Origin of the sequence: Streptomyces sp. ITFR-6 (assembly GCF_031844725.1) — a bacterium.
Taxonomy (GTDB): domain Bacteria; phylum Actinomycetota; class Actinomycetes; order Streptomycetales; family Streptomycetaceae; genus Streptomyces.
The window spans coordinates 812,602-839,456 of record NZ_CP134612.1 but is presented as its reverse complement, the minus strand read 5'-3'; the positions used below and the strand labels follow the sequence as shown (position 1 = coordinate 839,456).

The 26,855-nt window shown below is 71.6% G+C and carries 21 protein-coding genes; 11 read left to right on the top strand and 10 right to left on the bottom strand.

The features are described 5' to 3' along the window. Positions 1-9 precede the first annotated feature (9 nt). Positions 10-2,181 carry a 3-hydroxyacyl-CoA dehydrogenase NAD-binding domain-containing protein gene (locus RLT59_RS03630; protein ID WP_311302013.1) on the top strand — a complete coding sequence of 724 codons (2,172 nt, stop codon included), beginning with the start codon at positions 10-12 and terminating at the stop codon, positions 2,179-2,181. Positions 2,182-2,215: 34 nt separating this feature from the next. Here RLT59_RS03630 and RLT59_RS03625 read toward each other — a convergent pair whose 3' ends face one another. Further along, a complete protein-coding gene (locus RLT59_RS03625) occupies positions 2,216-2,947 on the bottom strand; it encodes a MerR family transcriptional regulator (RefSeq protein ID WP_311302012.1) in 732 nt (243 codons plus the stop codon). Positions 2,948-3,108: 161 nt separating this feature from the next. Here RLT59_RS03625 and RLT59_RS03620 point away from each other — a divergent pair, with 161 nt between their 5' ends. From RLT59_RS03620 to RLT59_RS03610, 3 genes are all read left to right on the top strand, one after another. Then, positions 3,109-4,017, top strand: a complete 909-nt coding sequence (locus tag RLT59_RS03620; RefSeq protein WP_311302011.1) for an aminoglycoside phosphotransferase family protein — start codon at positions 3,109-3,111, stop codon at positions 4,015-4,017. Between the two features lie 108 nt (positions 4,018-4,125). Beyond that, complete coding sequence (locus RLT59_RS03615) at positions 4,126-4,602, top strand: macro domain-containing protein (protein WP_311302010.1); 477 nt, start codon at positions 4,126-4,128, stop codon at positions 4,600-4,602. Positions 4,603-4,688: 86 nt separating this feature from the next. Beyond that, positions 4,689-5,345 carry a TetR/AcrR family transcriptional regulator gene (locus RLT59_RS03610; RefSeq protein ID WP_311302009.1) on the top strand — a complete coding sequence of 219 codons (657 nt, stop codon included), beginning with the start codon at positions 4,689-4,691 and terminating at the stop codon, positions 5,343-5,345. A gap of 64 nt (positions 5,346-5,409) precedes the next feature. Here the strand turns inward: RLT59_RS03610 and RLT59_RS03605 are convergent, their stop codons facing one another. Continuing rightward, positions 5,410-6,294: an oxygenase MpaB family protein gene (locus tag RLT59_RS03605; protein WP_311302008.1), complete on the bottom strand. Its 885-nt coding sequence runs from the start codon at positions 6,292-6,294 to the stop codon at positions 5,410-5,412. 309 nt (positions 6,295-6,603) lie between these two features. Between RLT59_RS03605 and RLT59_RS03600 the strand changes: the two genes are divergently transcribed. After that, positions 6,604-7,494, top strand: coding sequence for an oxygenase MpaB family protein (locus tag RLT59_RS03600; RefSeq protein ID WP_311302007.1), 891 nt, complete (start codon positions 6,604-6,606; stop codon positions 7,492-7,494). Here the strand turns inward: RLT59_RS03600 and RLT59_RS03595 are convergent. Further along, a complete protein-coding gene (locus RLT59_RS03595; protein ID WP_311302006.1) occupies positions 7,457-8,494 on the bottom strand; it encodes a LacI family DNA-binding transcriptional regulator in 1,038 nt (345 codons plus the stop codon). The two genes, RLT59_RS03600 and RLT59_RS03595, sit on opposite strands and share 38 nt — an antisense overlap. Positions 8,495-8,704: 210 nt before the next feature. Between RLT59_RS03595 and RLT59_RS03590 the strand changes: the two genes are divergently transcribed. After that, entirely contained in the window at positions 8,705-10,042 is a 1,338-nt protein-coding gene (locus RLT59_RS03590) for a M14 family metallopeptidase (RefSeq protein ID WP_311302005.1), read from the top strand. Between the two features lie 74 nt (positions 10,043-10,116). Further along, a complete protein-coding gene (locus RLT59_RS03585) occupies positions 10,117-11,865 on the top strand; it encodes a BCCT family transporter (RefSeq protein WP_311302004.1) in 1,749 nt (582 codons plus the stop codon). A 35-nt stretch (positions 11,866-11,900) separates the two neighbouring features. On the opposite strand, the gene RLT59_RS03580 is transcribed toward RLT59_RS03585, so the two are convergent. Next, positions 11,901-12,824 carry an FAD-dependent oxidoreductase gene (locus RLT59_RS03580; protein WP_311302003.1) on the bottom strand — a complete coding sequence of 308 codons (924 nt, stop codon included), beginning with the start codon at positions 12,822-12,824 and terminating at the stop codon, positions 11,901-11,903. 127 nt (positions 12,825-12,951) lie between these two features. Here RLT59_RS03580 and RLT59_RS03575 point away from each other — a divergent pair, with 127 nt between their 5' ends. From RLT59_RS03575 to RLT59_RS03560, 4 genes are all read left to right on the top strand, one after another. After that, the gene (locus RLT59_RS03575) at positions 12,952-14,589 is read left to right on the top strand and encodes an ABC-F family ATP-binding cassette domain-containing protein (RefSeq protein ID WP_311302002.1); all 1,638 of its coding nucleotides are present in this window, start codon (positions 12,952-12,954) and stop codon (positions 14,587-14,589) included. Positions 14,590-14,811: 222 nt separating this feature from the next. Beyond that, positions 14,812-16,050, top strand: coding sequence for an amidohydrolase family protein (locus RLT59_RS03570; RefSeq protein WP_311302001.1), 1,239 nt, complete (start codon positions 14,812-14,814; stop codon positions 16,048-16,050). Next, positions 16,047-16,721, top strand: coding sequence for a GntR family transcriptional regulator (locus tag RLT59_RS03565; RefSeq protein WP_311302000.1), 675 nt, complete (start codon positions 16,047-16,049; stop codon positions 16,719-16,721). The genes RLT59_RS03570 and RLT59_RS03565 overlap by 4 nt, the downstream gene beginning before the upstream one ends. An 83-nt stretch (positions 16,722-16,804) precedes the next feature. Then, positions 16,805-18,016, top strand: a complete 1,212-nt coding sequence (locus tag RLT59_RS03560) for an amidohydrolase family protein (RefSeq protein ID WP_311301999.1) — start codon at positions 16,805-16,807, stop codon at positions 18,014-18,016. 70 nt (positions 18,017-18,086) lie between these two features. On the opposite strand, the gene RLT59_RS03555 is transcribed toward RLT59_RS03560, so the two are convergent. The 6 genes from RLT59_RS03555 to RLT59_RS03530 all read right to left on the bottom strand — a co-directional run bounded on the left by RLT59_RS03555 (position 18,087) and on the right by RLT59_RS03530 (position 26,771). Further along, positions 18,087-19,403 (bottom strand): ABC transporter ATP-binding protein, encoded by a 1,317-nt coding sequence (locus RLT59_RS03555; RefSeq protein ID WP_399124746.1) that lies wholly within the window; start codon positions 19,401-19,403, stop codon positions 18,087-18,089. Then, complete coding sequence (locus RLT59_RS03550) at positions 19,400-20,320, bottom strand: ABC transporter permease (RefSeq protein ID WP_311301998.1); 921 nt, start codon at positions 20,318-20,320, stop codon at positions 19,400-19,402. Before RLT59_RS03550 ends, RLT59_RS03555 begins: the two co-directional genes overlap by 4 nt. After that, positions 20,317-21,273 (bottom strand): ABC transporter permease, encoded by a 957-nt coding sequence (locus tag RLT59_RS03545; protein ID WP_311301997.1) that lies wholly within the window; start codon positions 21,271-21,273, stop codon positions 20,317-20,319. Before RLT59_RS03545 ends, RLT59_RS03550 begins: the two co-directional genes overlap by 4 nt. Further along, positions 21,270-22,874 carry an ABC transporter substrate-binding protein gene (locus RLT59_RS03540; RefSeq protein ID WP_311301996.1) on the bottom strand — a complete coding sequence of 535 codons (1,605 nt, stop codon included), beginning with the start codon at positions 22,872-22,874 and terminating at the stop codon, positions 21,270-21,272. The genes RLT59_RS03545 and RLT59_RS03540 overlap by 4 nt, the downstream gene beginning before the upstream one ends. A 417-nt stretch (positions 22,875-23,291) precedes the next feature. Continuing rightward, positions 23,292-25,757 (bottom strand): Tex family protein, encoded by a 2,466-nt coding sequence (locus RLT59_RS03535; RefSeq protein ID WP_311301995.1) that lies wholly within the window; start codon positions 25,755-25,757, stop codon positions 23,292-23,294. Positions 25,758-25,913: 156 nt separating this feature from the next. Next, a complete protein-coding gene (locus RLT59_RS03530) occupies positions 25,914-26,771 on the bottom strand; it encodes an SCO6745 family protein (RefSeq protein WP_311301994.1) in 858 nt (285 codons plus the stop codon). Between the last annotated feature and the right edge of the window lie 84 nt (positions 26,772-26,855).

Below are 26,855 nucleotides of genomic sequence, written 5' to 3'. Positions count from 1 at the left end.
GACAGACACATGACCGAGAGCACGACCATCCGCTGGGAACAGGACGAGACCGGCGTCGTCACCCTCGTACTCGACGACCCCAACCAGTCCGCCAACACGATGAACCAGGCCTTCAAGGACTCCATCGCGGCGATCGCGGACCGCGCGGAGGCCGAGAAGGACACCATCCGAGGCATCATCTACACCTCCGCGAAGAAGACCTTCTTCGCCGGCGGCGACCTCAAGGACATGATCAAGGTCGGCCCCGAGAACGCCCAGCAGGCGTTCGACACCGGCACCGCCATCAAGAGCTCGCTGCGCCGCATCGAGACCCTCGGCAAGCCCGTCGTCGCGGCCATCAACGGGGCCGCCCTCGGCGGCGGTTACGAGATCGCCCTCGCCTCCCACCACCGCGTCGCCCTCGACGCGCCCGGCTCCCGGATCGGCCTGCCAGAGGTCACCCTCGGCCTGCTCCCCGCGGGCGGCGGCGTCACCCGCACCGTACGCCTCATGGGCATCGCGGACGCGCTGCTCAAGGTGCTCCTCCAGGGCACCCAGTACACCCCCCGGCGCGCCCTGGAGAACGGCCTGATCCACGAGGTCGCCGCGACGCCGGAAGAGATGCTCAGCAAGGCCCGCGCCTTCATCGACGCCAACCCCGAGTCCCAGCAGCCCTGGGACGTCAAGGGCTACCGGATCCCCGGCGGCACCCCGTCGAACCCCAAGTTCGCCGCGAACCTGCCGGCCTTCCCGTCCAACCTGAAGAAGCAGCTGAACGGCGCGCCGATGCCCGCGCCGCGCAACATCCTGGCCGCGGCCGTCGAGGGCTCCCAGGTCGACTTCGAGACCGCCCTGACCATCGAGGCCCGGTACTTCACCGAGCTGGTCACCGGCCAGGTCTCCAAGAACATGATCCAGGCGTTCTTCTTCGACCTCCAGGCCGTCAACTCCGGCGCCAGCCGCCCCAAGGACATCGAGGAGCGCCAGGTCCGCAAGGTGGCCGTGCTCGGCGCCGGGATGATGGGCGCGGGCATCGCGTACTCCTGCGCCAAGGCCGGCATCGACGTCGTCCTCAAGGACGTCTCCGCGGGGGCCGCCGCCAAGGGCAAGGCGTACAGCGAGAAGCTGCTCGACAAGGCGCTGTCCCGGGGCCGCACCACCGAGGCGAAGCGCGACGAGCTGCTGGCCCGGATCACCCCGACCGGCGACCCGGCAGACCTCGCGGGCTGCGACGCAGTCATCGAGGCCGTCTTCGAGAACACCGAGCTCAAGCACCAGGTGTTCCAGGAGATCCAGGACATCATCGAGCCCGACGCGCTGCTCTGCTCCAACACCTCCACACTCCCCATCACGGCCCTGGCCGAAGGGGTCACGCGCCCGGCCGACTTCATCGGGCTGCACTTCTTCTCGCCCGTCGACAAGATGCCGCTCGTCGAGATCATCAAGGGCGAGAAGACCGGCGACGAGGCCCTGGCCCGCGCCTTCGACCTGGTCCGCCGGATCAGGAAGACCCCGATCGTCGTCAACGACTCGCGCGGCTTCTTCACCTCGCGCGTCATCGGCCAGTTCATCAACGAGGGCGTCGCGATGGTCGGCGAGGGCGTCGAGCCCGCCTCCGTCGAACAGGCCGCCGCCCAGGCCGGATACCCGGCCAAGGTGCTCTCCCTGATGGACGAGCTGACCCTCACCCTGCCTCGCAAGATCCGCGACGAGACCCGCAGGGCCGTCGAGGAGGCGGGCGGCAGCTGGGCCGGCCACCCCTCGGACTCGGTCATCGACCGGATGGTCGACGAGTTCGGCCGCCCCGGCCGCAGCGGCGGCGCGGGCTTCTACGAGTACGACGAGAACGGCAAGCGCACCCGCCTCTGGCCCGGACTGCGCGAACACTTCACGCGACCCGGCACGGACATCTCCTTCACCGACATGCAGGAGCGGATGCTCTTCTCCGAGGCCCTGGACAGCGTCCGCTGCCTGGAGGAGAACGTCCTGATCACCGTCGCGGACGCCAACATCGGCTCCATCATGGGCATCGGCTTCCCGCCGTGGACCGGCGGCGTGCTCCAGTACATCAACGGGTACGAGGGCGGCCTGCCCGGCTTCGTGGCCCGCGCCCGGGAACTCGCCGGACGGTACGGGGACCGGTTCCTGCCGCCCGCGCTGCTCGTGTCGAAGGCGGAGAAGGGCGAGACCTTCCACGACTGACCACGACTGAGGCCGCCGCGCGCCGCGTTCACCGTCACTCGGCGGTGAACGCGGCCCGCAGCTCCTCCTTCAGCGACCGCTGGAAGGCGGTCACGAGCGCCTGGAGCACCATCGGCTGCATGTGCGCCGACAGCGACTTCATCGCCTTGACGTGCTCCGGGTCCGACTCCCGCTCCCGGTACGGACTCCACACCTCGTCCCGGAAGAGCCGGGTCAGCTCCTGGGCGGCCGAGCGGGTGTGCTCCAGCAGGACCGTACGGGCGGCCAGGATCGTCTCGTGCGCGATCGGCACGTCGAGCAGCTCCACCCCGAGCCGCAGCAGCCCCGGATCCACCCGGTAGGGGGCCTCGCCCGGATCGGCCCGCTCCAGCACCCCCATCGCGGCCAGCCGGTCGAGATCCTGCCCGGTCAGCGCCCGCCCCGCGCGGCGCTCCAGCTCCGCCCGGCTCACGTCCTCCGCCGAGTCCGGCGCCCAGGAGGCCACCAGCGCCCGGTGGATCGCCAGGTCCTGGGCGCTCAGATCGGGCGGCAGCTGCTCCAGGTAGCGTTCGATCGCGGCGAGCGTCATGCCCTGGTGCTGGAGCTCCTCGATCAGCGCGAGGCGCGAGAGGTGGTCGTGTCCGTAGTGCCCCACCCGGCGCGGTCCGATGACCGGCGGCGGCAGCAGCCCCCGGGTGCTGTAGAAGCGCACCGTGCGCACCGTCACCCCGGCGCGAGCGGCCAGCTCGTCGACCGTGAGCCTCGGCTCCTCTGTCCCGGTCGCCATCTCTGCTCCTCGTGTCCGACCCCGCGGATGAACTGCCGGGCGTGTGCGTCGATCAGGTTCAACAGTATTGCTGTCTCACCACTGTTGTGAAAGTGCCCGGCGGCGGCGGAGCGCGAGGGAATTCACTGGCGGCGGCGAGGCGCGGGCACCAGGCTTTCGCCGTGACACTTCATGAGAACGAGATCGATGCGGACGAGGCCGTCGTCCGGGAGCTGCTGCGGGAGCAGCGCCCCGATTGGGCCGCCCTCCCCATCACGCCGGCCGGTGCGGGCTCGGACAACACGATGTACCGGCTCGGCGACCAGCTGCTCGTACGGCTGCCACGCACCGCGGACAACGCGAAGGCGGTACGGAAGGAACAGACGTGGCTGCCTCGGCTGGCGCCGCATCTTCCCTGCCGCATCCCGGAGCCGGTGTACGCCGGCTCGCCGGACTCCTCCTTCCCGCTCGACTGGTCGGTCTACCGCTGGATCGAGGGCGAGGAGACCGGCCCCGGATCGGTCACCGACTGGCCCCGCTTCGGCGCGGATCTGGCGGCGGTCGTGCGGAGGCTGCACTCCATCCCCCTCATGGGAGCCGCTCGTGAGGGCGCGCTCAGCTGGTACCGCGGCGGCGGCTTGCGGGAGTGCGACCGGTCGGTCAGCGCGTACTTCGACGACTGCCGGTCGATCCAGGGCCTCGACCTCGACCTCGCACGCCTGCGGGACCTGTGGCGCGGCGCGCTCGAACTGCCCGAGCCGTCCGGCCGGCAGGTGTGGCTGCACGGCGACCTCAAACCCACCAACCTCCTGGTCCACCGGGGCAGGCTGCACGCGGTCATCGACTTCGGAGCCCTCTCGGTCGGCTTCCCCGATGCCGAACACGCGCCCCTGTGGGATTTTCCGCCCTCGGCCCGACAGGCGTACTGGGACGCGATGGACCTGGACGACGTGACGTGGTCGCGCGCCCGCGCCTGGGCCGTCGGGGTCGGTATCAGCGGGGTGCCGTACTACTGGCACACCTTTCCCGCCTTCGCCCGCGAGTGCCTGTCGCGGCTCCGCGCGATCCTGGAGACGGCCGACGAGCGGTGAAGCGGCCCCGACAGGCCTCGCCACGCACTCCGGCCCCCGGCCCCGCGGCCCCCGGCAGGACGGGTGCGCCGCCCACCCGTTGTCAGCGCGCGCTCGTACGCTGGTGCGATGACCGAGATCGTTTACGTACGGGGGGACGCCACCGCTCCGCGGGGCAAGGGTGTCAAGCTGATCGCCCACGTCTGCAACGATCTGGGCGGCTGGGGCAAGGGTTTCGTCCTCGCGGTCTCGCGCCGCTGGCCGGAACCGGAGGCCCGCTACCGAAGCTGGCACCGCGAACGGGCAGGCAACGACTTCGGTCTCGGCGCCGTCCAGTTCGTCCATGTGAGCCCGTACATCTGGATGGCGAACATGGTGGGCCAGCGGGGAATGCGCACCGGCAGCCAGGGGGTGCCGGTGCGCTACGAGGCGATCGACACGGCGCTGGGCGCGGTTGCCGACAGGGCCCTTGAGCTGGGGGCCTCCGTCCATATGCCGCGGATCGGCTGCGGGCTGGCGGGCGGGAAGTGGTCACGCGTCGAACCCCTGCTGGAACAGCGGCTGTTGAGCCGGGGGGTCGAGGTGACGGTGTACGACTTCGACTGACGCGGAAGTGACAGAGTGACAGGACGGAGCTCTCTGTTGCGACGCCACTATGGTGGACCCGAACCGGCACGGAACGGGGAGGTCCCATGGCCGCACGGAGCACGGACGAGGCGCTGCTGGCCCGTGCGCTGGACGGGCCGCCGCCCTCCGACGCCCTGAGCGAGCAGATCCTCGACGCCGCGCGTGAGCAGTTCATGACCTTCGGGCTGCGCCGCTCCACCGTCGACGACGTCGCCAAACGGGCCGGGGTCTCGCGCGTGACCGTCTACCGGCGGATCGGCAACAAGGACAGCCTCGTCTCCGCCTGCCTGCTGCGTGAGTACCGCCGCTTCCTCGTGGAGGTGGACGACGTGGTGGCCGCCCTGCCCACGACGGAGGACCGGCTCGTCGAGGGCTTCACCGCGGTGCTCCGGCACATCCGCGAGCATCCGCTCATCGGCGGTCTGCTGAGGCTGGAACCCGAGACCATGCTGCCGTTCCTGACCGTGGAGAGCGGACCGGCCCTCCTCGCCATCCGCGGGTACCTGGCGGACCGGCTGCGTGACGCCCGGCGCGCGGAGGGCCGCCCGGCCAGTGATCCGACACCGGTCGCCGAACTGATGGTGCGGATCACCGTCTCCTTCCTCCTCAACCCCGTCAGCTGCTTCGAGCTGGACGACGACACCCAGGTGCGGGAGTTCGCCCGGCGCTATCTGGTGCCGCTGCTTGCGACCCGTTCCGCGGAGCGCCCGCCCGGTCGCTGAGGCGCCGGGACCGGGTCCGGTCTTCGCCGCCGCGGTGCGGGGTCCGCTCACCGCCCGGGGCGGCTCAGGCGGCGGCCGTCTCGTCGGGCAGCGGCTCCAGGGGGCGGCTGCCGGCCCAGTGCGGCCCGAGGTCGTCCAGCCGCCAGCCGAAGGGATAGGAGCGCGGCTGCGGACGCGAGGGCAGCCGGCGGGGCCGCGCCGGGAGGAGGCGGACACAGTGCGAGCGGGCGCGCAGCGACCCGGCGGCCGCGGACCGGACCCAGCGGGGCTGTGCCCGGAACCCCAGGGCGCGCAGCAGCGGTTCGTCCAGCAGGGCGAGCGAGAAGCGCGCGATCAGCGGACGCAGCGGGCGCGGGTACCAGCCGGCCATGGTCCGGAACGTGGCGTTGGCGACCCGCCGGTTCGCCGGGTCGTACGCGAACATCCGCTCCTCGTAGGCGTCCAGCAGCCGTTCGAATCCCTCGTAGGTGTCCGGTGCGCCTTCGATACCCATCATCGCGGCCATCTTCCGGCCCACCTCGGTCAGCGCCTGTGTCTCCACCCGGCACAGGGGCCGCCAGCCGAACCGGTCGATCCAGCGCTTCGGCCCGACGACGGTGGTCGCCAGGACGTACAGGAAGTCCTCGTTGGGTATCCGGTACTTCCCGTGGATCCGGTTGAGGTGCCGGGCCGCCGCCCGCCCGCGCTCCGAGTCGAAGCCCTCGGCGGCCATCTCGTACCCGATCAGCACCGTGTCGTCGTACCGCTTCTGCCCGGCCCGTTCGAACTCCTGGGTCCGGTCCAGCAGCACGGAGATCCGGGGGACCCCGTAGTCGCGGAGGAAGGCGACGCTCACCCCCTGCCGGTAGTCCCAGGGGAACTCGTACTGAGAGATCAGCCGAAGGATCTCGGCGTAGTCGCGCGCCGGATCCATCCGGCGAATCTCGCGCAGGCGGCTGTATCGGCCCATGGTGCGCCCTCCTGTCCGTGTACCGGTTCCCTGCGGGACCGCTCCGGTGTGTGATGCGGGGGTGTGATGCCTGGGTGTCATGCTTCAACTCGCTTGATGAGCAAGGGATGTGATGGGCCATCTGCTTTGAGAGTCAAAGTTACAAATACTATTGACTTGTTTCATGGGTCCCGTCAACAGTGCCGACGGGCGGTCGTGTGACGGGGTGCGGCGGGGGCCGGTGCGCGTGACGTCCGAAGCGCTCGCATACTGGATGAGGCGGGGCCGGCCGCCGGGCCGGGCGCCCGTACCGACCGCCGGGAGCACCGAATGAGCAGCGAGCAGGACCCCGTACCGCCCCCGCCAGGAGGTGTGCTGTGGAGCCTGTCCGGCGACATCCGGGCCCTGCTGATGCTGCCCGCCGCCCTCACCCTCCAGGTCGCCCATCCCGCGGTCGGCGCAGGTGTCGACGAGCACTCCGTCTTCCGTACGGACCCGTGGGGGAGGGGTGAACGGTCCCTGCGCTCGCTCCAGCTCTGGGTGTACGGGGGAGCGGAGGCGGTGGAGGAGGGGCGCAGGCTCCGCCGGCTGCACCGCACCATTCGGGGCACCGACACCCGGGGGCGCCCCTACCACGCCCTGTCACCGGCGAACTACGCATGGGTGTACGCCACCGGATTCCCCGTGTACCAGCACGCGGCGCGATACCTGGTCCGCCCGCTCGACGCGGAGCAGGAGCGGGCGCTGTACCGGGAGTGGCTCCAGGTGGGCCGGGTGCTCGGGATCCGCGACCGGGACATGCCTCGGTCCATCGAGGAGTTCTGGCCGTACTACCGGGGCATGCTGGCCGGTGAGATCGAGCGGACCGTCGTCGTCGACGAACTCGTCGACCCCGGTACCCCGGTGCCGCCGCCGGACCGGGGGCCGCTGCTCCCGCGACTGGTGCTGAGGGTGCTGTGGCCGGTGCTCCGTCCGCCGCTGGCCCGGTTCCGGAGCTTCCTCACCGTCGGGCTGATGCCTCCGGACGCGCGCGAGGCGATCGGGCTGGAGTGGACGGACGGGCAGGAGCGGGCGCTGCGGCGGTTCTGCGGAGTGGTGCGGCTGGTGGTGCCGGTGCTGCCGGAGCGGCTGCGGTATCTGCCGAGGGCGCGCCGGGCGCGGGCGGACCGTCGGGAGGCCGGGATCAGGCGGAAGCGCGCCGGATCAGCTGCGTCGGCATGATGACCGGGCCGGCGTCCCCGGTGCCGTCGTTGAGCCGGTCCATCAACAGCCTGACCATCAGCCTGCCCATGCTCACCACGTCCTGACGGACCGTCGTCAGTGGGGGATCGGTCGTCTCCGCGACCGACTCCAGGTCGTCGAAGCCGACCAGCGCCACGTCCTGCGGTACCCGGCGGCCGTGCTCCCGCAGCACCCGCAGGGCGCCGGAGGCCATCAGGTCGTTGGCGGCGAAGACACCGTCCAGGTCCGGCCGCCTCGCCAGCAGCCCGGCCATCGCGCGGGCGCCGCCCTCCGCCGTGAAGTCACCGTCCGCGACCAGCGCGGGATCACCGTCCGGCAGCACGTCGAAGTAGCCCTCGATGCGGTCCAGGGCCGAGGTCTGGTCGCGCGGGCCCGCGATGTGCGCGATGTGCCGGCGGCCGAGCGAGGCCAGATGGCGTACCGCCTCGCGGGCGCCGCCCCGGTTGTCGCAGTCGACGTAGGGGACCGGGGGGCCGGAGGCGCCCGGCCGTCCGGGGCGCCCGCCGTAGACCGTCGGCACCCGAAACCGGCGTATGACCGAGGACAGTTCGTCGTCCGTGTGCAGCGAGAAGGCCAGCACACCGTCCACATGGCCACCGGCCAGATAGCGGGTGACCCTTTCGAAATCCCCGCTCCCCTCCACCAGGAGCAGCACCAACTGGGCGTCGTAGATGATGAGTTCGCGGCTTATGCCACGGATGTGCTGGGAGAAGAAGGGGTCGGAGAAGATCCGGATCTCGGGCTCGTCGATGATGACGGCGACCGCCCCGTTGCGCCGGGTCACCAGGGTCCGGGCGGCGTGGTTCGGCACATAGCCGAGCTCGTCGACCGCCTTGCGCACCTGGTCCACCAGCGGCTGCCGCACCCCCGCACCGCCGTTGACCACCCGGGAGGCCGTCGCCCGGGACACCCCGGCGCGGGCCGCCACGGCTTCCAGTGTGGGGCGTGCGTGAGAGGCATCGGGGGCGGAACGGGGCAAGGGACGCTCCTCGGAGGCGCGGGAGGGGGCGGGATCCGGCCGGGTCCCGGCCGAACAGCACGGACCCCGCCAGCCTACGACCTGGCGCGGGGAGGCGACCGGGGTATCCGGTCGCGCGGCCGCCCGGCTCGGCCCCGGGCCCCGTCGCACGGCCGCGCGGCTCCGCCCCAGGCCCTGTCGCGCGGGCGCCCGGCACGGTACCTTCCGGCCATGCCGAGACGTGCACGGGGTGGCCACGCGCCGGACGGCCGCAGCCGGCGGGCCGGCCCTCGCCGGATCCGCGCTCTCGTGCACGCGGCCGTCGCCACCGCGCTGGCCGGTGCGCTGCTCACGGGCTCCGCCGAGGCCGCGCGGACCGCGCCGCATACCGGATTCGAGACCGCCGACGGGGCTCGCTGGACCTCCCCGGCCGGGGAACGCTCACTGCTCGCGGCCGTCGGCGGGCGCGGCGACGGGGCCTCCGTGGAGCGGATCGGCACGACGGAGCAGGGCCGCCCGTTGCGGCTCGTCCGGATCGGCGGCCGGCGTCCGGGCGCGCTGACCGTGCTCCTCGTATGCAGCCAGCACGGCGACGAACCGGCGGCCCGTGAGGCCTGTCTGACGATGGTCCGCGACCTCGGACACGCCAGGGACCGGGCCACCCGTGACTTCCTCGCCCGCACCGAGATCCTCGTCATTCCCACCGCCAACCCCGACGGCAGTGCCGCCGGTACCCGGGGCAACTCGGACGACGTGGACATCAACCGTGACCACATCGCGCTGCACACCGCCGAGAGCCGCGCCATCGCGGCGGTGCTCCGCGACCACGCGCCCGATGTGGTGTACGACCTGCACGAATACGGCGCCAGCCCGCCGTACTACGACAAGGACCTGACCGTCCTGTGGCCCCGCAACCCCAACGTCGACGACCGGGTGCGCGACGAGTCCAGGCTCCTGGCCGCACGCTATGTGCGCCCGGCCGCCAGGTCCGCCGGACACGACAGCGGGCTCTACGGCATCTGGACGGACCCGGTCACCGGCCGGCCGGTCAAGCAGACGGCGGGCGACGGACAGGAGCGCATCCTGCGCAACGCGGCGGGTCTCAAACACGCGGTGGCCCTGCTCGTCGAATCCCGGGTGGACCCGCTCACCGACGCCGAGCGCACCGATCCAGCGGTCAACGACCGGCGCAGGGTGCACTCCCAACTCGCCGCACTCAGAGGGCTGTTCTCCTACGTCGAGGAACGGCGCGGTGAGATCGCCGCAGCCACGGCCGCGTCCCGGGCGTCCGGAGCGTCCGGCCGGGGCCCGGTCCTGCTGGGCGGGGCCGACAACGAGGACCCGGAGCCCGGCGACGTCCTCGCACGACCGCCCTGCGGTTACCGGCTCACGGCACACGGGTCCGCCGCGGCCGGGGACGAACTCGCCCTGCACGGCGTCACCTCCCGGCCCGACGGTGACGGTGTGTACGTACCGCTGGACCAGCCTGCCCGGAAGCTGATCCCGCTCCTGCTGGACGCACGTGCGTCATACCACCTCATAAACGGTCAAGCCGATACCGCTTGTTGATCCCGGAAGATGTGCGCCGCGTGTGGTACTGCCTACGGAGAGCGAAACTTCAGCTTCCGTGAAAGGTGCCTTTCGTGTCGCAGGACGATCAGAGAACGGGCGGCAGGGGAGATCTGTCGGTGACGGCGGATCTGCCCGGCGACCCGACCCATGGCCGGCGCCCCACGACCGACCGGGTGGTGTTCGGCGTCACCGCCGTCCTCACCCTCGCCTTCGTGGTCTGGGGGGCCACCGCCACCGACTCGCTGGAGGACGTCTCCAGCACACTGCTCAACGGACTCATGCACAACGGCGGTTGGGCCTTCATGCTGGCCGCCTCCGGGTTCGTGGTCTTCGCGCTCTGGCTCGCCATCAGCCGCTACGGAAGGATCACCCTCGGCCAGGAGGGCGAGGAGCCGGAATTCCGGACCGTGTCGTGGGTCGCCATGATGTTCAGCGCAGGCATGGGCATCGGCCTGATGTTCTACGGAGTGAGCGAGCCCTTGGCGCACTTCGTCCACCATCCGCCCGGCACCCATCCCGCGGACGCCGCGGAAGCGATGCAGACCGCGATGGCCACCACCCTCTTCCACTGGACGCTCCATCCCTGGGCGATCTACGCGGTGGTCGGCCTCGCCATCGCGTACAGCACCTTCCGGCGCCGCAGGCGGCAGACCATCAGCGCCGTCTTCGAACCGCTCATCGGCGCCCGGCACGCCCACGGCGGCGTCGGCAGGCTGATCGACATCCTCGCCATCTTCGCCACGCTCTTCGGCTCGGCCGCCTCGCTCGGCCTGGGCGCACTCCAGATCGGCAGCGGATTCCACGAGCTGAACTGGAAGGAGAAGACCGGTACCGGGCTGCTCGTCCTGATCATCGCCGTGCTGACCGTGGCCTTCGTCGCCTCGGCGATCTCCGGCGTGGAAAAGGGCGTCCAGTGGCTGTCCAACATCAATATGGTGCTCGCCCTGATCCTCGCCGTGTTCGTGTTCATCGCGGGCCCCACCATCATCGTGCTCGACCTGCTGCCCACCTCGATCGCCGCCTACATCGGTGATCTGCCCCAGCTCGCCGGCCGCACGGAGGCGACCGGCGAGGGCGAGGTCGCCGACTGGCTCAGCAGCTGGACCGTCTTCTACTGGGCCTGGTGGATCTCCTGGACCCCCTTCGTCGGCATGTTCATCGCCAGGATCAGCCGCGGCCGGACCATCCGTCAGTTCATCGGCGGGGTCATCCTGGTTCCCAGCACGGTCAGCCTGATCTGGTTCGCGATCTTCGGCGGCACCGCGATCAAGCTCCAGGAGGCCGGGAAGCTCGATGGCGCCGACACCCAGGAGGCCCAGCTCTTCGGCGTACTCCAGCAGTTCCCCATCCCCACGGTGATGAGCCTGCTCGTGATGATCCTGGTCGGCATCTTCTTCGTGTCGGGCGCCGACGCCGCGTCCATCGTGATGGGCACGCTGTCCCAGAAGGGCATCCTCGAACCGGCCAAGTGGGTCGTCGTCTTCTGGGGCGTCACCACCGGTGCGGTGGCGGCGGTCATGCTGCTGATCGGGAACGGCAAGGGCGACGCGCTGGCCGGCCTGCAGAACCTGACCATCCTGGTGGCCGCGCCCTTCACCATCGTCATGATCGGGATGTGCGTGGCGCTGATGCGGGACCTGCGCGAGGACCCGCTCATCGTCCGACGCGAGTTCGGGGTGGAGGCGGTCGAGTCCGCCGTCATCGAGGGGCACGCGAAGTACGACGGCGACTTCGAGATCCGGATCGGTCCCGGCGGCAGTCAGATCAGCACCGAACGCGACGGCGACAAGCCCGGCGGTTCGAGCCCGGCCGCCGACTGAGCGGGGCCGCCCTGCGGCTCCGTGCGCCCGCCCCTTCAGTCCACCAGCAGGGCCGCCGCCTCCGCGCAGCCCAGGGCCACGGTCACCCCCGCGCCCCCGTGCCCGTAGTTGTGCACCAGGCGCCCGCCGCCGGGCAGCGGCTCGGCCTCGATGCGGACCCCCGCATCCCGGGCCGGCCGCAGCCCCACCCGGTGCCCGATGATCCGCGCGCCGGCGATCTCGGGCCGGACCCGGGCGCACCGTGCCACGATCTCCTCGGCCACACGGGGATCGGGCACGGTGCGCCAGTCGTCCGTGCCGGCGGTGCCGCCGAGCACCAGCCGGCCCGGCTGCGGGAAGAAGTACGTCGTCGCGTCGGACGCCGGGTCCGCCTCGGTGAACCACTCCTCGATCCCCGGGTTCTCCACCATGACCAGCTGACCGCGTACGGGCCGCATACCGGGGTCAGGGACCAGCTCACGGGCACCGAGCCCCGTGCAGTTCACCACCGTCGACGCTTCGGCGGCGGCCTCGTCGAAGGAGCTGACCGTGCGCCGCTCGACCGAGCCCCCGGCGGTCCTGACCTGTTCCTCCAGCCAGTCGAGGTGCACCGGCATGTCGATCAGCGGCAGCCGGCAGCGCAGCCCCTCCGCGCTCTCCGCCACATCCCTCAGCTTCCCGGCCCACGCCCCGAGCGCCGCGAGCCGCTCGCCCCGGTGCAGGCCGCTGACCAGCCGTACCCCGGTCTCCGAAGGCCGGGCGGCCAGCTCCTCGTACCAGCTCAGCGAAGTCAGTGACCAGTCCCCGACCCGGTCCCGCGGCTCGATCCGGTACGGCCACCACAGGGCCCCCGCCACCGCGGAGGTCGTTGCCGCGGCGGGCTGCCTGGACCAGACCCGCACCCGGTGACCACGTCCGGCCAGCACCACCGCTGTGGTGAGGCCGCTGACCCCACCGCCCACCACGATCACTTCCGACACTGCCGCACCGCCGCTCGTCTCTGCCCGGCCCACCCGATTCAGGGGAAGGACCCTAGCCGAGGCGAACGGGCCTGGCGATGCTCCGGGCGACCGGCGCCCCCGGGCGCCGATTAGGATCGACCTCCTGATGACTGCCACCCTCGTCGCCAAGGACCTCGCCGCCGGACACGGCGACCGCACTCTCTTCGCCGAACTCGACCTCGTGGTCGCTCCCGGCGATGTGATCGGTCTCGTCGGAGTCAACGGCGCCGGAAAATCGTCGCTCCTGCGGTTGCTCGCCGGGCTCGACCAGCCGGAGGAGGGCGAGCTGCGGCTCTCCCCGCCCACCGCCACCGTCGGCCACCTCCCGCAGGAACCGGAGCGGCGCCCGGAGGAGACGGTGCGGGAGTTCCTGGCCCGCCGGACCGGAGTCGCAGAGGCCCAGGCGACGATGGACGCCGCCACCCAGGCCCTCGTGGACGGCGCGCCCGGCTCCGACGACGCGTACTCCGAGTCGCTGGAACGCTGGCTCGCCCTCGGCGGCGCCGACCTGGACGAACGGGCGGAGGAGGTCGCAGCGGAGCTCGGGCTGACCGTCGGCCTCGACCTGCCGATGACCACCCTCTCCGGCGGCCAGGCGGCCCGCGTCGGCCTCGCCTCGCTGCTGCTCTCCCGCTACGACGTCTTCCTGCTCGACGAACCCACCAACGACCTCGACCTCGACGGCCTGGAACGGCTCGAACGGTACGTCTCCGGGCTCCGCGCGGGCACGGTCGTCATCAGTCACGACCGCGAGTTCCTGATGCGCACGGTCACCAAGGTCCTCGAACTCGACCTCGCCCAGCAGCAGATCAACCTCTACGGCGGTGGCTACGCCGCCTACCTTGAGGAGCGCGAGCGGGCCCGCAGGCACGCCAGGGAGGAGTTCGAGGAGTTCGCGGACAAGCGCTCCGCGCTCGAAGGCCGCGCCCTCATGCAGCGCTCCTGGATGGACAAGGGCGTCAGGAACGCGCGCCGCAAGGCCGGCGATTCCGACAAGATGGCCCGGAAATTCCGTAGCGAGTCGAGCGAGAAGCAGGCCGCGAAGGCCCGCCAGACCCAGCGCATGATCGAGCGGCTCGATGTCGTGGAGGAGCCGCGCAAGGAGTGGGAGCTGCGGATGGAGATCGCCTCCGCGCCGCGCTCCGGCTCCGTCGTGGCGACCCTGCGGGAGGCGCGGGTCACGCGCGGGGACTTCGCGTTCGGCCCGGTCTCGCTCCAGATCGACTGGGCGGACCGGATCGCCATCACCGGAGCCAACGGCGCCGGGAAGTCGACGCTGCTCGCCGCCCTGCTCGGCCGCCTCCCGCTGGACTCGGGGCACGCGAGCCTGGGCTCCGGTGTGGTGGTGGGGGAGGTGGACCAGGCGCGGAAGCTGTTCCACGGTACGGAATCGCTGCTGGAGGCGTTCTGCGCGGCCGTCCCCGACACCGAACCGGCCGAGGTCCGCACGCTCCTCGCCAAATTCGGCCTGCGCGCCGATCACGTGATGCGCCCCGCGACCACCCTCTCCCCGGGCGAGCGGACCCGTTCCGCACTCGCCCTGCTCCAGGGCCGCGGCGTCAACCTCCTCGTCCTGGACGAGCCCACGAACCACCTCGACCTGCCGGCGATCGAGCAGCTGGAATCGGCGCTCGACTCGTACAAGGGGACGCTGCTGCTGGTCACGCACGACCGCCGGATGCTGGAGGCGGTCCGCACGACGCGCCGCGTCGAGGTGGCGGCGGGACGGCTCACCGAGAGCTGAGCCGCCAGGGCCCGGTTCGGCCTTCTTCGTATGCCAAATGTGGTGCATGGGAATCCCCCGTACGTCGATTGAGGGACGAATTCCGACTTACTTCTCATAACTCCTGAAGGTGCGGGCGCTTGGTATGCCAAGTGTTACTGTCGCCTTGTTCCGGCCGGGGAGCCGCCGTTCCCGTCGCCCGGCCGGAACGCGACCGGTATACCCGCACCCGCAGGAGGCCCCGTGCGAACCCGCTGGCGTGCCACCCACGTCCTCGCCCACCGCGACGGCGGTCACGCGCTTCTGCGGGACGGCGAGATCGTGTGGGAGGGCGACACGATCAGCTACGTCGGACGCGGCTACGAGGGCCCCGTCGACGTCGAACTGGACCTGGGCGAGGCCCTGGTGATGCCCGGACTCATCGACCTCGACGCGCTCACCGACATCGACCACCTCGTCCTGGACTCCTGGGCGCCGCCCGCCCGCGCCGCCGGACTCCTCTGGTCGCAGGAGTACTTCGACCACCGCCGGCGCGACGTCTTCACCCCGGCGGAACGGGCCACCGTCCGCGAATACGCCCTGGTCCAGCTGGCCCTGCACGGCATCACCACGTACATGCCCATCGCCTCAGAGGTGCACAGCGCCTGGGCCGAGCCGTACGACGAACTCGTCACCATGGCCGAGACCTCCCGGCGCATCGGACTGCGCGGCTACCTGGGCCCCGCCTACCGATCCGGCGTCAACGTGGCCCGCCCCGACGGCGGCCGCCACGTCGCCTTCGAAGAGGAGCGGGGCCGCACCGGCCTTCTGGACACCCGGCTGCTCGTCCCGCACGGAGTCTTCACCGACCGCCATCCCTCGGTCCACGGCGAGGACAGGGGCGACCTGGCCACCCTCGCCGCGGCCGGCGTCTCCGTCATCCACTGCCCGCAGACCTCACTGCGCTACGGCCAGGTGCTGCACTCCTTCGGCGCATACCGGCGCGCGGGCATCAACCTCTGCCTGGGCACCGACTCCTTCCCGCCCGACCTGATCCGGGGCATGGACACGGGCGTCCACCTCGCGAAGACCGCCGACGGCCGGGCGGACGCCGCACCCGCCGAGCACTACGTAGAGGCGGCCACCCTCGGCGGGGCCCGCGCACTGGGCCGCGCCGACCTCGGACGGCTGGAGCGCGGCGCGCAGGCCGACCTGGTCGCGTTCCGGCTCGACGACATCCGCGACGGCGTCCGGGACGACCCCGTCCGCACCTTCCTGCTCCACGGCACCGCCCGGCAGGCCACCCACTCCGTCGTGGCGGGACGCCCCGTCATGACCGACGGCCGCATCCCCGGCACCGACCTGGCCAACCTGCGCCGCCGCGCGCAGGAACTCTTCGAGAGGATGCGTGAGGGCTACGCCGAGCGCGACGTGCACCGCCGGGGTGCCGACGCGCTGTTCCCGCCGACCTTCCCGCCGTTCGAGGAGACGACATCACGATGACGACGACCGAATCGCCCGACGCCAGTGAGTCCCACGCCGACCACGCCGAGCGCACGATCCGGGCCGGCATCCTGTCCGGCGCCTACCCGCCCGGGTCCCGGCTGCGGGAACGCGAGCTCTCTGAGGCCCTGGGCTTCTCCCGTATCCCCGTCCGCGAGGCGCTCACCCGGCTGACCGGCGAGGGCCTCGTCGTGATCTCCCCGCGGCGCGGCGCGTCCGTGCGCAACCTCTCGCTGCGCGACGTCGCGGAACTCTTCGACCTGCGCCTGAGTCTGGAGGTGTTCGCCGCCCGCAGGGCCGCGGAGGCCTGCGCCGCCGGGCACCGCGGCGACCGGCTGCGCGCCCTCATGGAGGCGGCCGAGGACGCCACCCGGCGCGGCGACGTCCACGAGATCCCCGCCGCCAACACCGCTCTGCACGCCGAGATCGTCGCGATGACCGGAAACCGGCTGCTCCAGGACGCGCTCCAGCCCTCGCTCGGCCTGGTGCAGTGGCTGTTCACCCTCACCGGCAACCTCGACCCGCGCGTCCAGTGCACCGAGCACCAGGACATCTGCGCGGCGATCTGCGCGGGCAAACCCGACCTGGCCGACGCCCTCGCCTACGCGCACATCGAGCGCGGCCGGGGCCCGTCCCTGGCGACCCTGGCCGAGGTGCTGCCCGCCGAGTGACCCGCCCGGCCGGCGCCGTCCGGTCCGGGCCCCGACCCACCCCGACCGCCGGCACCCGGCGGCCAACCGAGGAGATGCACCACATGCTGATCACAGACGTCCGTCCCTGGGGCGGCGAGCCCCGCGACATCGAGATCAAGGACGGCGTGATAGCGGCGATCACCCCGCACGACCCCGCCCGCACCGGCACGGGCGACACCGTGGCCGGCCGGGGACGGCTCGCGCTGCCCTCGTTCTCGGACGTCCACTGCCACCTCGACTCCACCCGCATAGGGCTGCCCTTCCGCCCCCACACCGGCAAGCCGGGCGTCTGGGGCATGACGATGAACGACCGCGCGCACTGGCGCGAGGACGAGTGGACCGTCGCCGAGCGGGCCACGTACACCCTCGGCCGCATGATCGAGCGCGGCACGACCCGGGTGCGCAGCTTCGCGCAGATCGACGCGGACTGCGGACTGGAGCGCTTCGAGGGCGTCCTCGCGGCCAAGGAGGCGCACGCGGACCGGTGCGAGGTCGAGATCATGGCCTTCCCGCAGGCCGGCCTCTTCAAGGAGAGGGGCGTGCCGGAGCTGATGGACCAGGCGCTGGCCTCCGGCGCCGCCGTGGTCGGCGGCATCGACCCGTGCACCCTGGACCGCGACCCCGTCCGCCACCTCGACGTCGTCTTCGGTCTGGCCGAGCGCCACCAGGCACCGATCGACATCCACCTCCACGAGCCCGGCGCGCTCGGCGTGTTCAGCGTCGACCTCATCCTGGAGCGGGTGCGCGCCCTCGGCATGGCCGGGCAGGTCACGCTCTCGCACGCGTACGAACTCGGCACCGTGGACGAGGCGACGACGCGGCGCCTCACCGAGGAGTTCGCGGAGCTGGACATCGCGATGGCGACCATCGCCCCGGCCCAGCAGCAGCACGCCCTTCCGCTGGCCGGGCTGACCGCCGCCGGGGTGCGGGTCGGCCTGGGCGAGGACGGCCAGCGCGACTTCTGGTCCCCGTACGGCAACGGCGACATGCTGGACCGCACCTGGCAGCTGGCCTTCACCAACCGCTACCGGGCCGACGAGCTGATCGAGCACTGCGTGGCCGTCGCCACCCGGGGCGGCCACTCGATCCTCCAGGGCGGCCCGGAGCGTCTGACGTCCGTCGCGGACCGGCCGGGCGTCGCCGTGGGTGACCCCGCCGATCTGCTGCTGGTCGAGGGCGAGACCGTCGCCTCCGCCGTGATGGACCGCAGCGACGACCGCACGGTCCTGCACGCGGGCCGCGTCGTCGCCGACGGCCTGGAGCTCGTCGGCTGACCCCGGCCACGAAACGCCGGAGCCCGTCCACCACGAGGTGGACGGGCTCCTTCGGTGTCCGGCAGCGCTGCTACGCGGCCGGCTCCGCGGCGTCCGGCACGGTGCCGTCGTCCGCCGCGAGGTGGCACGCCACCTCGCGGGTGACCGACGGGTCCGCCGCCACCGGCAGGGTCCGCAGCGCGGGTGACTCCGTACGGCACCGCTCGGTGGCCAGCGGGCACCGCGTGTGGAAGTGACAGCCGGGCGGCGGGTCCAGCGGGCTGGGCAGATCGCCGCCGAGCACGATCCGGCTGCGGCCGCGCTGCTCGGCCGGGTCGGGCACCGGCGCCGCGGAGAGCAACGCCTGTGTGTACGGGTGCTTCGGAGAGGCGAACAGCTCGGCGGCCGGGGCCTGTTCGACGATCCGGCCCAGATACATCACCGCGATGCGGTCCGTCAGACAGTCCGCGTCCGCGGAGGCGCAGCGCGGGGCGAAGCTGCACCCCGCGGGCTGTTCGCGCAGATCGGGCACCAGTCCGGGGATCTCGTTGAGCCGGTCCCGCCCGTTCGCACCCCGGCTGCCGGGGCGCAGTACGGCCCCGAGCAGGCCCCGGGTGTAGGGGTGCTGCGGGGCGGCGAACAGCTCGTCCACCGAGGCCTGTTCGACCGGGCGGCCCGCGTACATCACCAGGACCCGGTCGGCGGTGTCCGCGACGACCCCGAGGTCGTGCGTGATCAGCACGATCGCGGTACCGAGCCGGTCCCGGAGCGAGCGGAGCACATCGAGGATGCCCGCCTGCACGGTCACGTCGAGGGCGGTCGTCGGTTCGTCGGCGATCAGGACCGCGGGGTCGCACGCGACGGCGATCGCGATCATCACGCGCTGCCGCATCCCGCCGGACAGCTGGTGCGGGTACTCGTCCACCCGCTTGTGCGGGGCGGGGATGCCGACGATGCCGAGCAGTTCGACGGCCCGCTCCCTGGCCTCGCTCCGGCCGAGCCCCTGGTGGCGGCGGAGCACCTCGGTGATCTGCCGGCCGATGGTGAGCACCGGGTTGAGCGAGGTCATCGGCTCCTGGAAGATCATCGACAGCCGGCGGCCGCGCAGCGAGCGCAGCTTCTTCTCCGGCGCGCCGACCAGCTCCTGGCCGTCCAGGGTGATGGACCCGCCGATCCGGGCGGTCGGCGGGAGCAGCCCCATCACCGCCATGGAGGTGACGGACTTGCCGCAGCCGGACTCGCCGACCACGGCCAGCACCTCGCCGGGCGACAGGTCGTAGGAGACACCGTCCACGGCGTGCACGGTGCGCTCCGCGCCGTGGAAGGAGACCGTGAGATCGCGGACCCGCAGAACCGGCTCCGAGCTCCGCGCGGCGGCTGTCGCGGTGGACGTTTCGACTTCGGTCACCGGGAACCTCCACGGGGGTCGAGGATGTCGCGCACACCGTCACCGAGCAGGTTGAACGCCAGAGTGGCGAGCACGATGACGAGGCCGGGGAAGACCGCCATCCAGGGCGCGTCCGCGATGAACGGCTGGGCGCTGGAGAGCATCACGCCGAGCGACGGCGAGGGCGGCTGCACCCCGAGGCCGAGGAAGCTGAGCACCGCCTCACCGATGATCGCGGACGGGATGCCCACGGTGGCCTGCACGATGAGGGTCGAGGTGGCGTTCGGCAGGATGTGGCGGAACAGGATCACGCCGTCACCGCCGCCGTTGGCCGTCGCGGCACCGACGTAGTCCAGGTGCTTGAGCCGCAGGGTCTCCGCACGGGTGACGCGGACGATGCCGGGGATCTGTGAGATGCCGATCGCGATGGTCGCGTTCTCCAGGGACGGGCCCATCACCGCGGCGAGTCCCACGGCCAGCACCAGGAACGGGAACGCCAGCATGGTGTCGGCCAGCCGGGAGACCGCCGTGTCCGCGAACTTCCCGTAGTAACCGGCCACCAGTCCGAGCGGCACGGCGACGACGAAGGCCAGCAGCACGGCCAGCACCCCGACCTGCATGGACGCGGTGACACCGACCAGCACCCGGGACAGCTGGTCGCGGCCCAGGTCGTCGGTGCCCAGCCAGTGAGACCAGCTGGGCTCCCGCAGCGCCGCGTCGAAGTCCGGCAGCGCCGGGTCGTACGGGGCGATGAGCGGGGCGACCATGGCGACGAGGACGAACACGGCGGAGAGCACCGCGCCCACGAGCGCCAGCCGGTTGCGCCGCAGCCGGCGCAGCGAGGTGGCGAGGCGTGCCGCGCGGGTGGGCGGCCGGGACGCGGGAGGTGCCGTGGCGGCCGGCGCGGGCGCCGCCGCCGTCGACGGGGAGAGGGTCATCGGGAACCTCCGAGCCGGATGCGCGGGTCGACGACCGAGTACAGGAAGTCGACCAGCAGATTGATCAGGATGTAGGCGGCCGAGGTGAACAGCACGACGCCCTGGACCATGGCGTAGTCACGGGTGAAGACCGCGTCGATGGTGAGCTTGCCGAAGCCGGGCAGCACGAAGACCTGCTCGGTCACGACGGCGCCGGAGATCAGGTGGCCGAGCTGCAGACCCAGCACGGTGATCACGGTGACGAGCGAGTTGCGCAGCCCGTGTCGGCCGATCACCGCGGCCGGGGACAGCCCCTTGGCACGTGCGGTGCGCACGTAGTCGGAGGACATCGCGTCGATCATCGCGGCTCTGGTCTGGCGCATCACCACGGCGGCGAGGCCGGAGCCGAGCACGATGGCGGGCAGTACCAGCCGCCGCAGGTTCTCCAGCGGGTCGGTGCTGAACGGTACGAAGCCGGAGGCCGCGAACACCGGCATGGCGATGGCGAACACCAGCACCAGCACGATGCCCAGCCAGAAGGCGGGGATCGACATGCCGAGCAGGGCGATGCCGTTGGCCAGCCACTCCTCCGGCTTGCCGCGCCGCACGGCGGCCATGACCCCGGCCCCGATGCCGACGACGACTGCCATCAGCAGGGACAGCGCGGCCAGCTCCAGGGTGATGGAGTCGAGCACCGGCAGGCCGGTGCGGGCCGAGGTGCCGAAGTCGCCCGTGGCCGCGTTGGAGACGTAACGCCAGTACTGGACGGCGATGTTGTCGTTGAGCCCGTACTCGGAGCGGATCGCGGCCAGCACCTCGGGGGAGGTCTGTTCACCGGCGAGCGCCTGAGCGGTGTCGCCGGGCATCGCGCGGACCCCGAGGAACACGGTGATGCTGACGAGCACCATCGTCACCAGCGACTGGCCGATGCGGCGGCTCACGTACGACGTGAGCAGTCTGCGGAGGATGGTCACCGGCTCCCCTTCGTGTATCCGGCTTCCTTGACCCTGATCAGGCCGTCACCGGAGAGCTTGATGCCGCTCACGTCCTGCGAGGCGGAGACGTAACTGATGTTGCGGTAGAGGTAGATGACCCCGTGCTGCTTGTTGATCGCGGCGGTGAGCTCGCGGTAGATCTCGCGGCGCTTCGCCACGTCGGAGGTGCTGCGCCCCTCCACGATCAGCCGGTCGATCGTCGGGTCGGAGAGCTTGCCCTGGTTGTTGCTGCCCGTCGTGCCGACGAGGCTGTCGATGTTGCCCGCGGGGTCGGGCTGACCGCCCCAGCCGCCGGTCCTCGCCTGGAAGTCGCCCGCCAGGGTCCGGGTCAGCCCGGTCGCGAACTCGGTGGGGCGGAGCTTGACGTCGAAGCCGGCGTCGGCGGCCATGGCCTGCACGACCTGGCCGAGGCGGCTGTCCTCCGGGGTGGTGTTGATCATCAGCTCCAGCGGCACCGGCGTTTTCACCCCGGCCGCCTTCAGCAGCCGCTTCGCCTTCGCCACGTCCCGTCCGGGGCAGGTGACCGGGGAGCTGAGGGGCGTTCCCGGCGGCACCGGGCCGCAGGCCGGTTCGTACATGCCCTGGAAGACCAGCTTGTTGATCAGCGCCCGGTCCAGCGACAGGTCGAAGGCCTCCCGGACCCGCACATCGCGGCCGAAGGGGCTGTCGACGGGGCTGGGGTCCGCGTCGATGCCGTGCGAGTTGGCGACGTTCAGGGTCAGCGCCATGTAGCCGAGCGACGGAGTGTTCAGGAGCTGGAGCCCCTTCTCGCCCATCGAGTTGCGGACCTCGACCGGGCCCATCTGGTCGCCGATCTGGACGTCACCGGAGCGGATGTTGGCCATCCGGATGGAGCCGTCGGTGATCGTCTTGTAGATGACGCCGTCGAGGTGGACCTTGTCCGCGTCGTAGTACAGCGGGTCCTTCTCCAGCTCGATCCGGTCCCCGACGACCCGCTTGACGTACTTGAACGGGCCGACGCAGGACGGATGGGTGGCGAAGTCGGCGCCGTACTTCTTGATCGCCTTCGGGGACATGATCAGCCCGGCGGTGTTCGCCAGCCGGCCCAGCAGCGGTACGTCCAGGTGGCTCAGCGAGAGCCGCACGGTGTACGGGCCGGTCGCGGTGACCTTCTCCACGGAGTCGATCTCGGAGGCCCGGCCGGAGCCCCGCAGATGCAGATGACGGTCGAGCGAGGCCTTCACCGCGGCGGCGTCCAGCCGGGCACCGTCACTGAACCTGGCGCCCTTGCGGACGGTGAAGGTGCGGCCGCCGTCGGTGATCTTCGGCAGGGTGGCGGCGAGCTGCGGGACGAACATGTTGTCCTGGTCCACGTCGTAGAGCTGTTCGCACATGGACGTGAACACGGTGCGGGCGACCAGCGTCGTGGTCAGGCCCGGGTCGAGCCTGTCGGGATCGGACTTCAGCCCGATCGTGACCGTGCCGCCGTCGCGCACCGGACGCATATCAGTCAGGCGCGGCTGGGTGGTGGTCTCCTTGCCGAGCGGCGAGAGCGAGCTGCATGCGGTGGTGATCGCCAGCAGTGCGGCCACCGACAGAGCGGCCGGAATTCGACGCATGGGATCAAGCCTCCTTGGGGACGGCAGGGGGGCAGGACGGAGCAACGAGTACCGACGTGGGTGTACGTGGGCACTCGTTGGGCCGAACGGTATACCAGCGGGCTTTCGAGCCATCGAGTTGTCCACGACCGCGTTTGCCTGATTTGCAGGGGGATTTGGCGTATGAATGGGGCAAGTCGGCCGACACAAATTTTCTACGGATTCGCCACTTGAGACCGACTTGGTATACCGACGTGAAAGCGGGTCTGCCGGAGCACGGGGCAGTCGATGGATGAGGGGGCGTGCGTCAGCGTCGGCCGGTGTGGGCGGACCGGCGGCCGGAAACTGCCCCTGGGTATACGAAAGGGCGGGGTGGGGAGAGAGCCGCCTCCGGCGAACCTCTCCCCACCCCGCCCCGATGCCCCGGACGGGCTGCCGCTACCGCTTCTTGCCGCCCTGCTTCGGGTCCAGCAGCCCGGCCCGCCGAAGCGCGTCGGCCATCGCCCCGTTGGCCGGAGCGGCGGCCGGAGCCTGCCTGCCGCCGCCGTTGCCGCCGCCGCGCCGGTCGCGCCCCTGGCCGCCCTGGCTCTGACCGCTCTGACCGCTCTGACCGCCCTGGCCCTGACGCTGGCGCGGCGGGCGTCCGCCCCGCTCGCCGCCCGAGCCGGCCGGTCCGCCCGGTCCGCCCGGACGGCCGGTACCGGAGCCGGCCCGTGCACCCGGACCCGCACCGGCCTCGTCGTCCAGCCGCAGCGTCAACGAGATCCGCTTGCGCGGGATATCGACCTCCATGACCTTGACCTTGACGACGTCACCCGGCTTCACGACGTCACGCGGGTCCTTGACGAACGTCCTCGACATCGCGGACACGTGCACCAGGCCGTCCTGGTGCACCCCGACGTCCACGAACGCGCCGAACGCCGCGACGTTCGTCACGACCCCCTCCAGCACCATCCCGGACGCCAGGTCGCCGATCTTCTCGACGCCCTCCTTGAAGGTGGCCGTCTTGAACGCCGGACGCGGGTCGCGCCCCGGCTTCTCCAGTTCCTTGAGGATGTCGGTGACGGTCGGCAGCCCGAACTTCTCGTCCACGAAGTCATCGGCCCGCAGCGACCGCAGCACATCAGTGTTGCCGACCAGGGACGCGACGTCGCCGCCCGTCCGCTTCACCATCGCCCGGACCACCGGGTACGCCTCCGGGTGCACGCTGGACGCGTCCAGCGGGTCGTCACCCCGGATCCGCAGGAAGCCCGCGCACTGCTCGTACGCCTTCGGGCCGAGCCTGGCCACGTCCTTGAGCCCCTTGCGGGAGCGGAACGGGCCGTTGGTGTCGCGGTGCGCCACGATGTTCTCCGCGAGCCCGGAACCGATGCCGGAGACCCGTGAAAGCAACGGCGCGGAGGCGGTGTTGACGTCGACCCCGACCCCGTTCACGCAGTCCTCGACGACCGCGTCGAGCGAGCGCGACAGCTTCACCTCCGACAGGTCGTGCTGGTACTGCCCGACCCCGATCGACTTCGGGTCGATCTTCACCAGCTCCGCCAGGGGGTCCTGGAGACGGCGCGCGATCGAGACCGCGCCGCGCAACGAGACGTCCATGTCGGGGAGTTCCTGCGAGGCGAAGGCGGACGCCGAGTACACGGAGGCGCCGGCCTCCGAGACCATCACCTTGGTGAGCTTCAACTCCGGGTGCTTGTCGCACAGTTCACCGGCGAGCTTGTCCGTCTCGCGCGATGCCGTGCCGTTGCCGATCGCGATCAGATCGACGTCGTGCGCCTTCGCCAGCTGCTCCAGCTTCGCCAGCGACTGGTCCCACTTGTTGGCGGGCACGTGCGGGTGGATCACATCGGTCGCGACGACCTTGCCGGTCGCGTCGACGACGGCGACCTTCACCCCGGTACGGAACCCCGGGTCGAGCCCGAGCGTCGCCCGCGTGCCGGCCGGCGCGGCGAGCAGCAGATCGCGCAGGTTCGACGCGAAGACGCGTACCGCCTCGTCCTCCGCCGCCGTGCGCAGCCGCAGGCGCAGATCGATGCCGAGGTGGACCAGGATCCGGGTGCGCCAGGCCCAGCGCACCGTGTCGGCCAGCCACTTGTCCCCGGGGCGGCCCCGGTCGTTCACCCCGAAGCGCCGGGCGACCATGTTCTCGTACGACGAGGGGCCGGGCGTCTGAGAGGGCTCCTCCGGCTCCAGGACGAGGTCGAGCACGTCCTCCTTCTCACCCCGCAGCATCGCCAGCACCCGGTGCGAGGGCAGTGCGGTGAACGGCTCGGTGAAGTCGAAGTAGTCCGCGAACTTGGCGCCCGCCTCCTCCTTGCCGTCCCGCACCTTCGCCACCAGCCGGCCCCGGGTCCACATGCGCTCGCGCAGTTCGCCGGTGAGGTCGGCGTCCTCTGAGAACCGTTCGGCGAGGATGGCCCGCGCGCCCTCCAGCGCCGCCGCCGGGTCCGCGACGCCCTTGTCCGCGTCGACGAACGGCGAGGCCGCGACGAGCGGATCCACCGAGGGATCGTCCAGCAGGCCGGAGGCGAGCGGTTCGAGCCCGGCCTCCCGGGCGATCTGCGCCTTCGTGCGCCGCTTCGGCTTGAACGGCAGATAGATGTCCTCAAGGCGCGCCTTCGTGTCGGCGGCCCGGATCCGCGCCTCCAGCGCGCTGTCGAGCTTGCCCTGTTCCCGTACGGATTCGAGGATCGCGGCACGGCGGTCCTCCAGCTCCCGCAGATACCGCAACCGCTCCTCAAGCGTGCGCAGCTGCGCGTCGTCGAGCATCTCGGTCGCTTCCTTGCGGTAGCGCGCGATGAACGGCACGGTCGATCCGCCGTCGAGCAACTCGACGGCCGCCTTCACCTGTCGCTCCCGTACGCCGAGCTCCTCGGCGATCCTGCCTTCGATGGACGTCGTCACGGTTTTACCGACTCGCCTTCTCGTACTGGCTGTGCTGGTCGGGCCCCGGGGTCCGCGGTTCGGACCGGTCCCGGGCCACTCGCCTGCATTCTGCCGGGTGGCCGGGCGCCGTGTCGCCCGGCCACTCCACATACGGGCCGCCGTCGGCCCGGCCGGCTATCCCCTGAGATCCGCCGGGAACGCGCCCGCCGCCATCGCCTTCTGGAGAATCCCGCCTCCCAGCTCGGTCAGCCGGGCCACCCCCGCACCGCCGAGGTGCTCGTACGGCGCGAGGTCCATCCGGTCCGTGGTCTCTTCGAGCCCGGTCCGGAGCGCGGTGCCGGCCTCCGTCAACTCGCCCTCCGCGGTGAGCAGTCCACGCGCCCGCAGCCGTGCGGAGGCGTCCTCCCAGTCGCTGCGGTGCCAGCCTCGGGTGGCCAGCACCCAGCGCGGCGCCATGCCCTTGCCGGTGGCGGTGTGGCTGACGAGGGCCTCGACCGGGTCGAGCCCGGCGGCGAGGAGGGCCGCGAGATGGGCGTCACCGCGGTGCTCGCGCAGCAGTGTCGCGGCGTGCCAGTACGCCAGGTGCGGCTGCTCCGGCACCGGGAGGTCGGCGTGCGCCGCGTACAGCGGCCGGGCGTGTCGCGTGCAGCCCTCGGCGGCGCGCAGGGCCAGCTGTGCGGCCTCGGCCAGTTCGGGGGAGGCGATGACCTCCTCGCCCAGCAGGCGCCGCAGCGTCGAGTCGGCGGCACGCAGCCGCGCCGCGAGAACGGCCTCCGGCGAGGCGGTGTCCCAGACGGCGGGCAGGTGCGCGGCCACGAGCTCGTGGTTGAAGTTGTAGAAGGTCGCGGTGACCGTTCCCGGGCCGACGGCGCCCATGGCGGCCGCGCGGGAGGCGAAGTACGCGGCGGGGGAGTCGGTGACCCCGATCGCGCCGAGCTCCTTGCCGAGGTCGGGGGAGAAGTACAGCGAGGAGTGGACCGGGTTGACGACGTTGTGGCAGCGGCGTCCGGCACGGGGAGGCAGAGTACTCATGCCCGCACGTTACCGACTGGTCGGTACGTGTCGGAACCCCGGGGCACCAGTGACCTGTATCGCGGCCCGCCATGGCAGGAAAGG

Coding starts and splice junctions, on each gene's coding strand:
- RLT59_RS03630 (WP_311302013.1), top strand. CDS start 10: ATGACCGAGAGCACGACCATCCGCTGGGAACAGGACGAGACCGGCGTC.
- RLT59_RS03625 (WP_311302012.1), bottom strand. CDS start 2,947: ATGGCGACCGGGACAGAGGAGCCGAGGCTCACGGTCGACGAGCTGGCC.
- RLT59_RS03615 (WP_311302010.1), top strand. CDS start 4,126: ATGACCGAGATCGTTTACGTACGGGGGGACGCCACCGCTCCGCGGGGC.
- RLT59_RS03610 (WP_311302009.1), top strand. CDS start 4,689: ATGGCCGCACGGAGCACGGACGAGGCGCTGCTGGCCCGTGCGCTGGAC.
- RLT59_RS03605 (WP_311302008.1), bottom strand. CDS start 6,294: ATGGGCCGATACAGCCGCCTGCGCGAGATTCGCCGGATGGATCCGGCG.
- RLT59_RS03600 (WP_311302007.1), top strand. CDS start 6,604: ATGAGCAGCGAGCAGGACCCCGTACCGCCCCCGCCAGGAGGTGTGCTG.
- RLT59_RS03590 (WP_311302005.1), top strand. CDS start 8,705: ATGCCGAGACGTGCACGGGGTGGCCACGCGCCGGACGGCCGCAGCCGG.
- RLT59_RS03575 (WP_311302002.1), top strand. CDS start 12,952: ATGACTGCCACCCTCGTCGCCAAGGACCTCGCCGCCGGACACGGCGAC.
- RLT59_RS03565 (WP_311302000.1), top strand. CDS start 16,047: ATGACGACGACCGAATCGCCCGACGCCAGTGAGTCCCACGCCGACCAC.
- RLT59_RS03560 (WP_311301999.1), top strand. CDS start 16,805: ATGCTGATCACAGACGTCCGTCCCTGGGGCGGCGAGCCCCGCGACATC.
- RLT59_RS03550 (WP_311301998.1), bottom strand. CDS start 20,320: ATGACCCTCTCCCCGTCGACGGCGGCGGCGCCCGCGCCGGCCGCCACG.
- RLT59_RS03540 (WP_311301996.1), bottom strand. CDS start 22,874: ATGCGTCGAATTCCGGCCGCTCTGTCGGTGGCCGCACTGCTGGCGATC.
- RLT59_RS03530 (WP_311301994.1), bottom strand. CDS start 26,771: ATGAGTACTCTGCCTCCCCGTGCCGGACGCCGCTGCCACAACGTCGTC.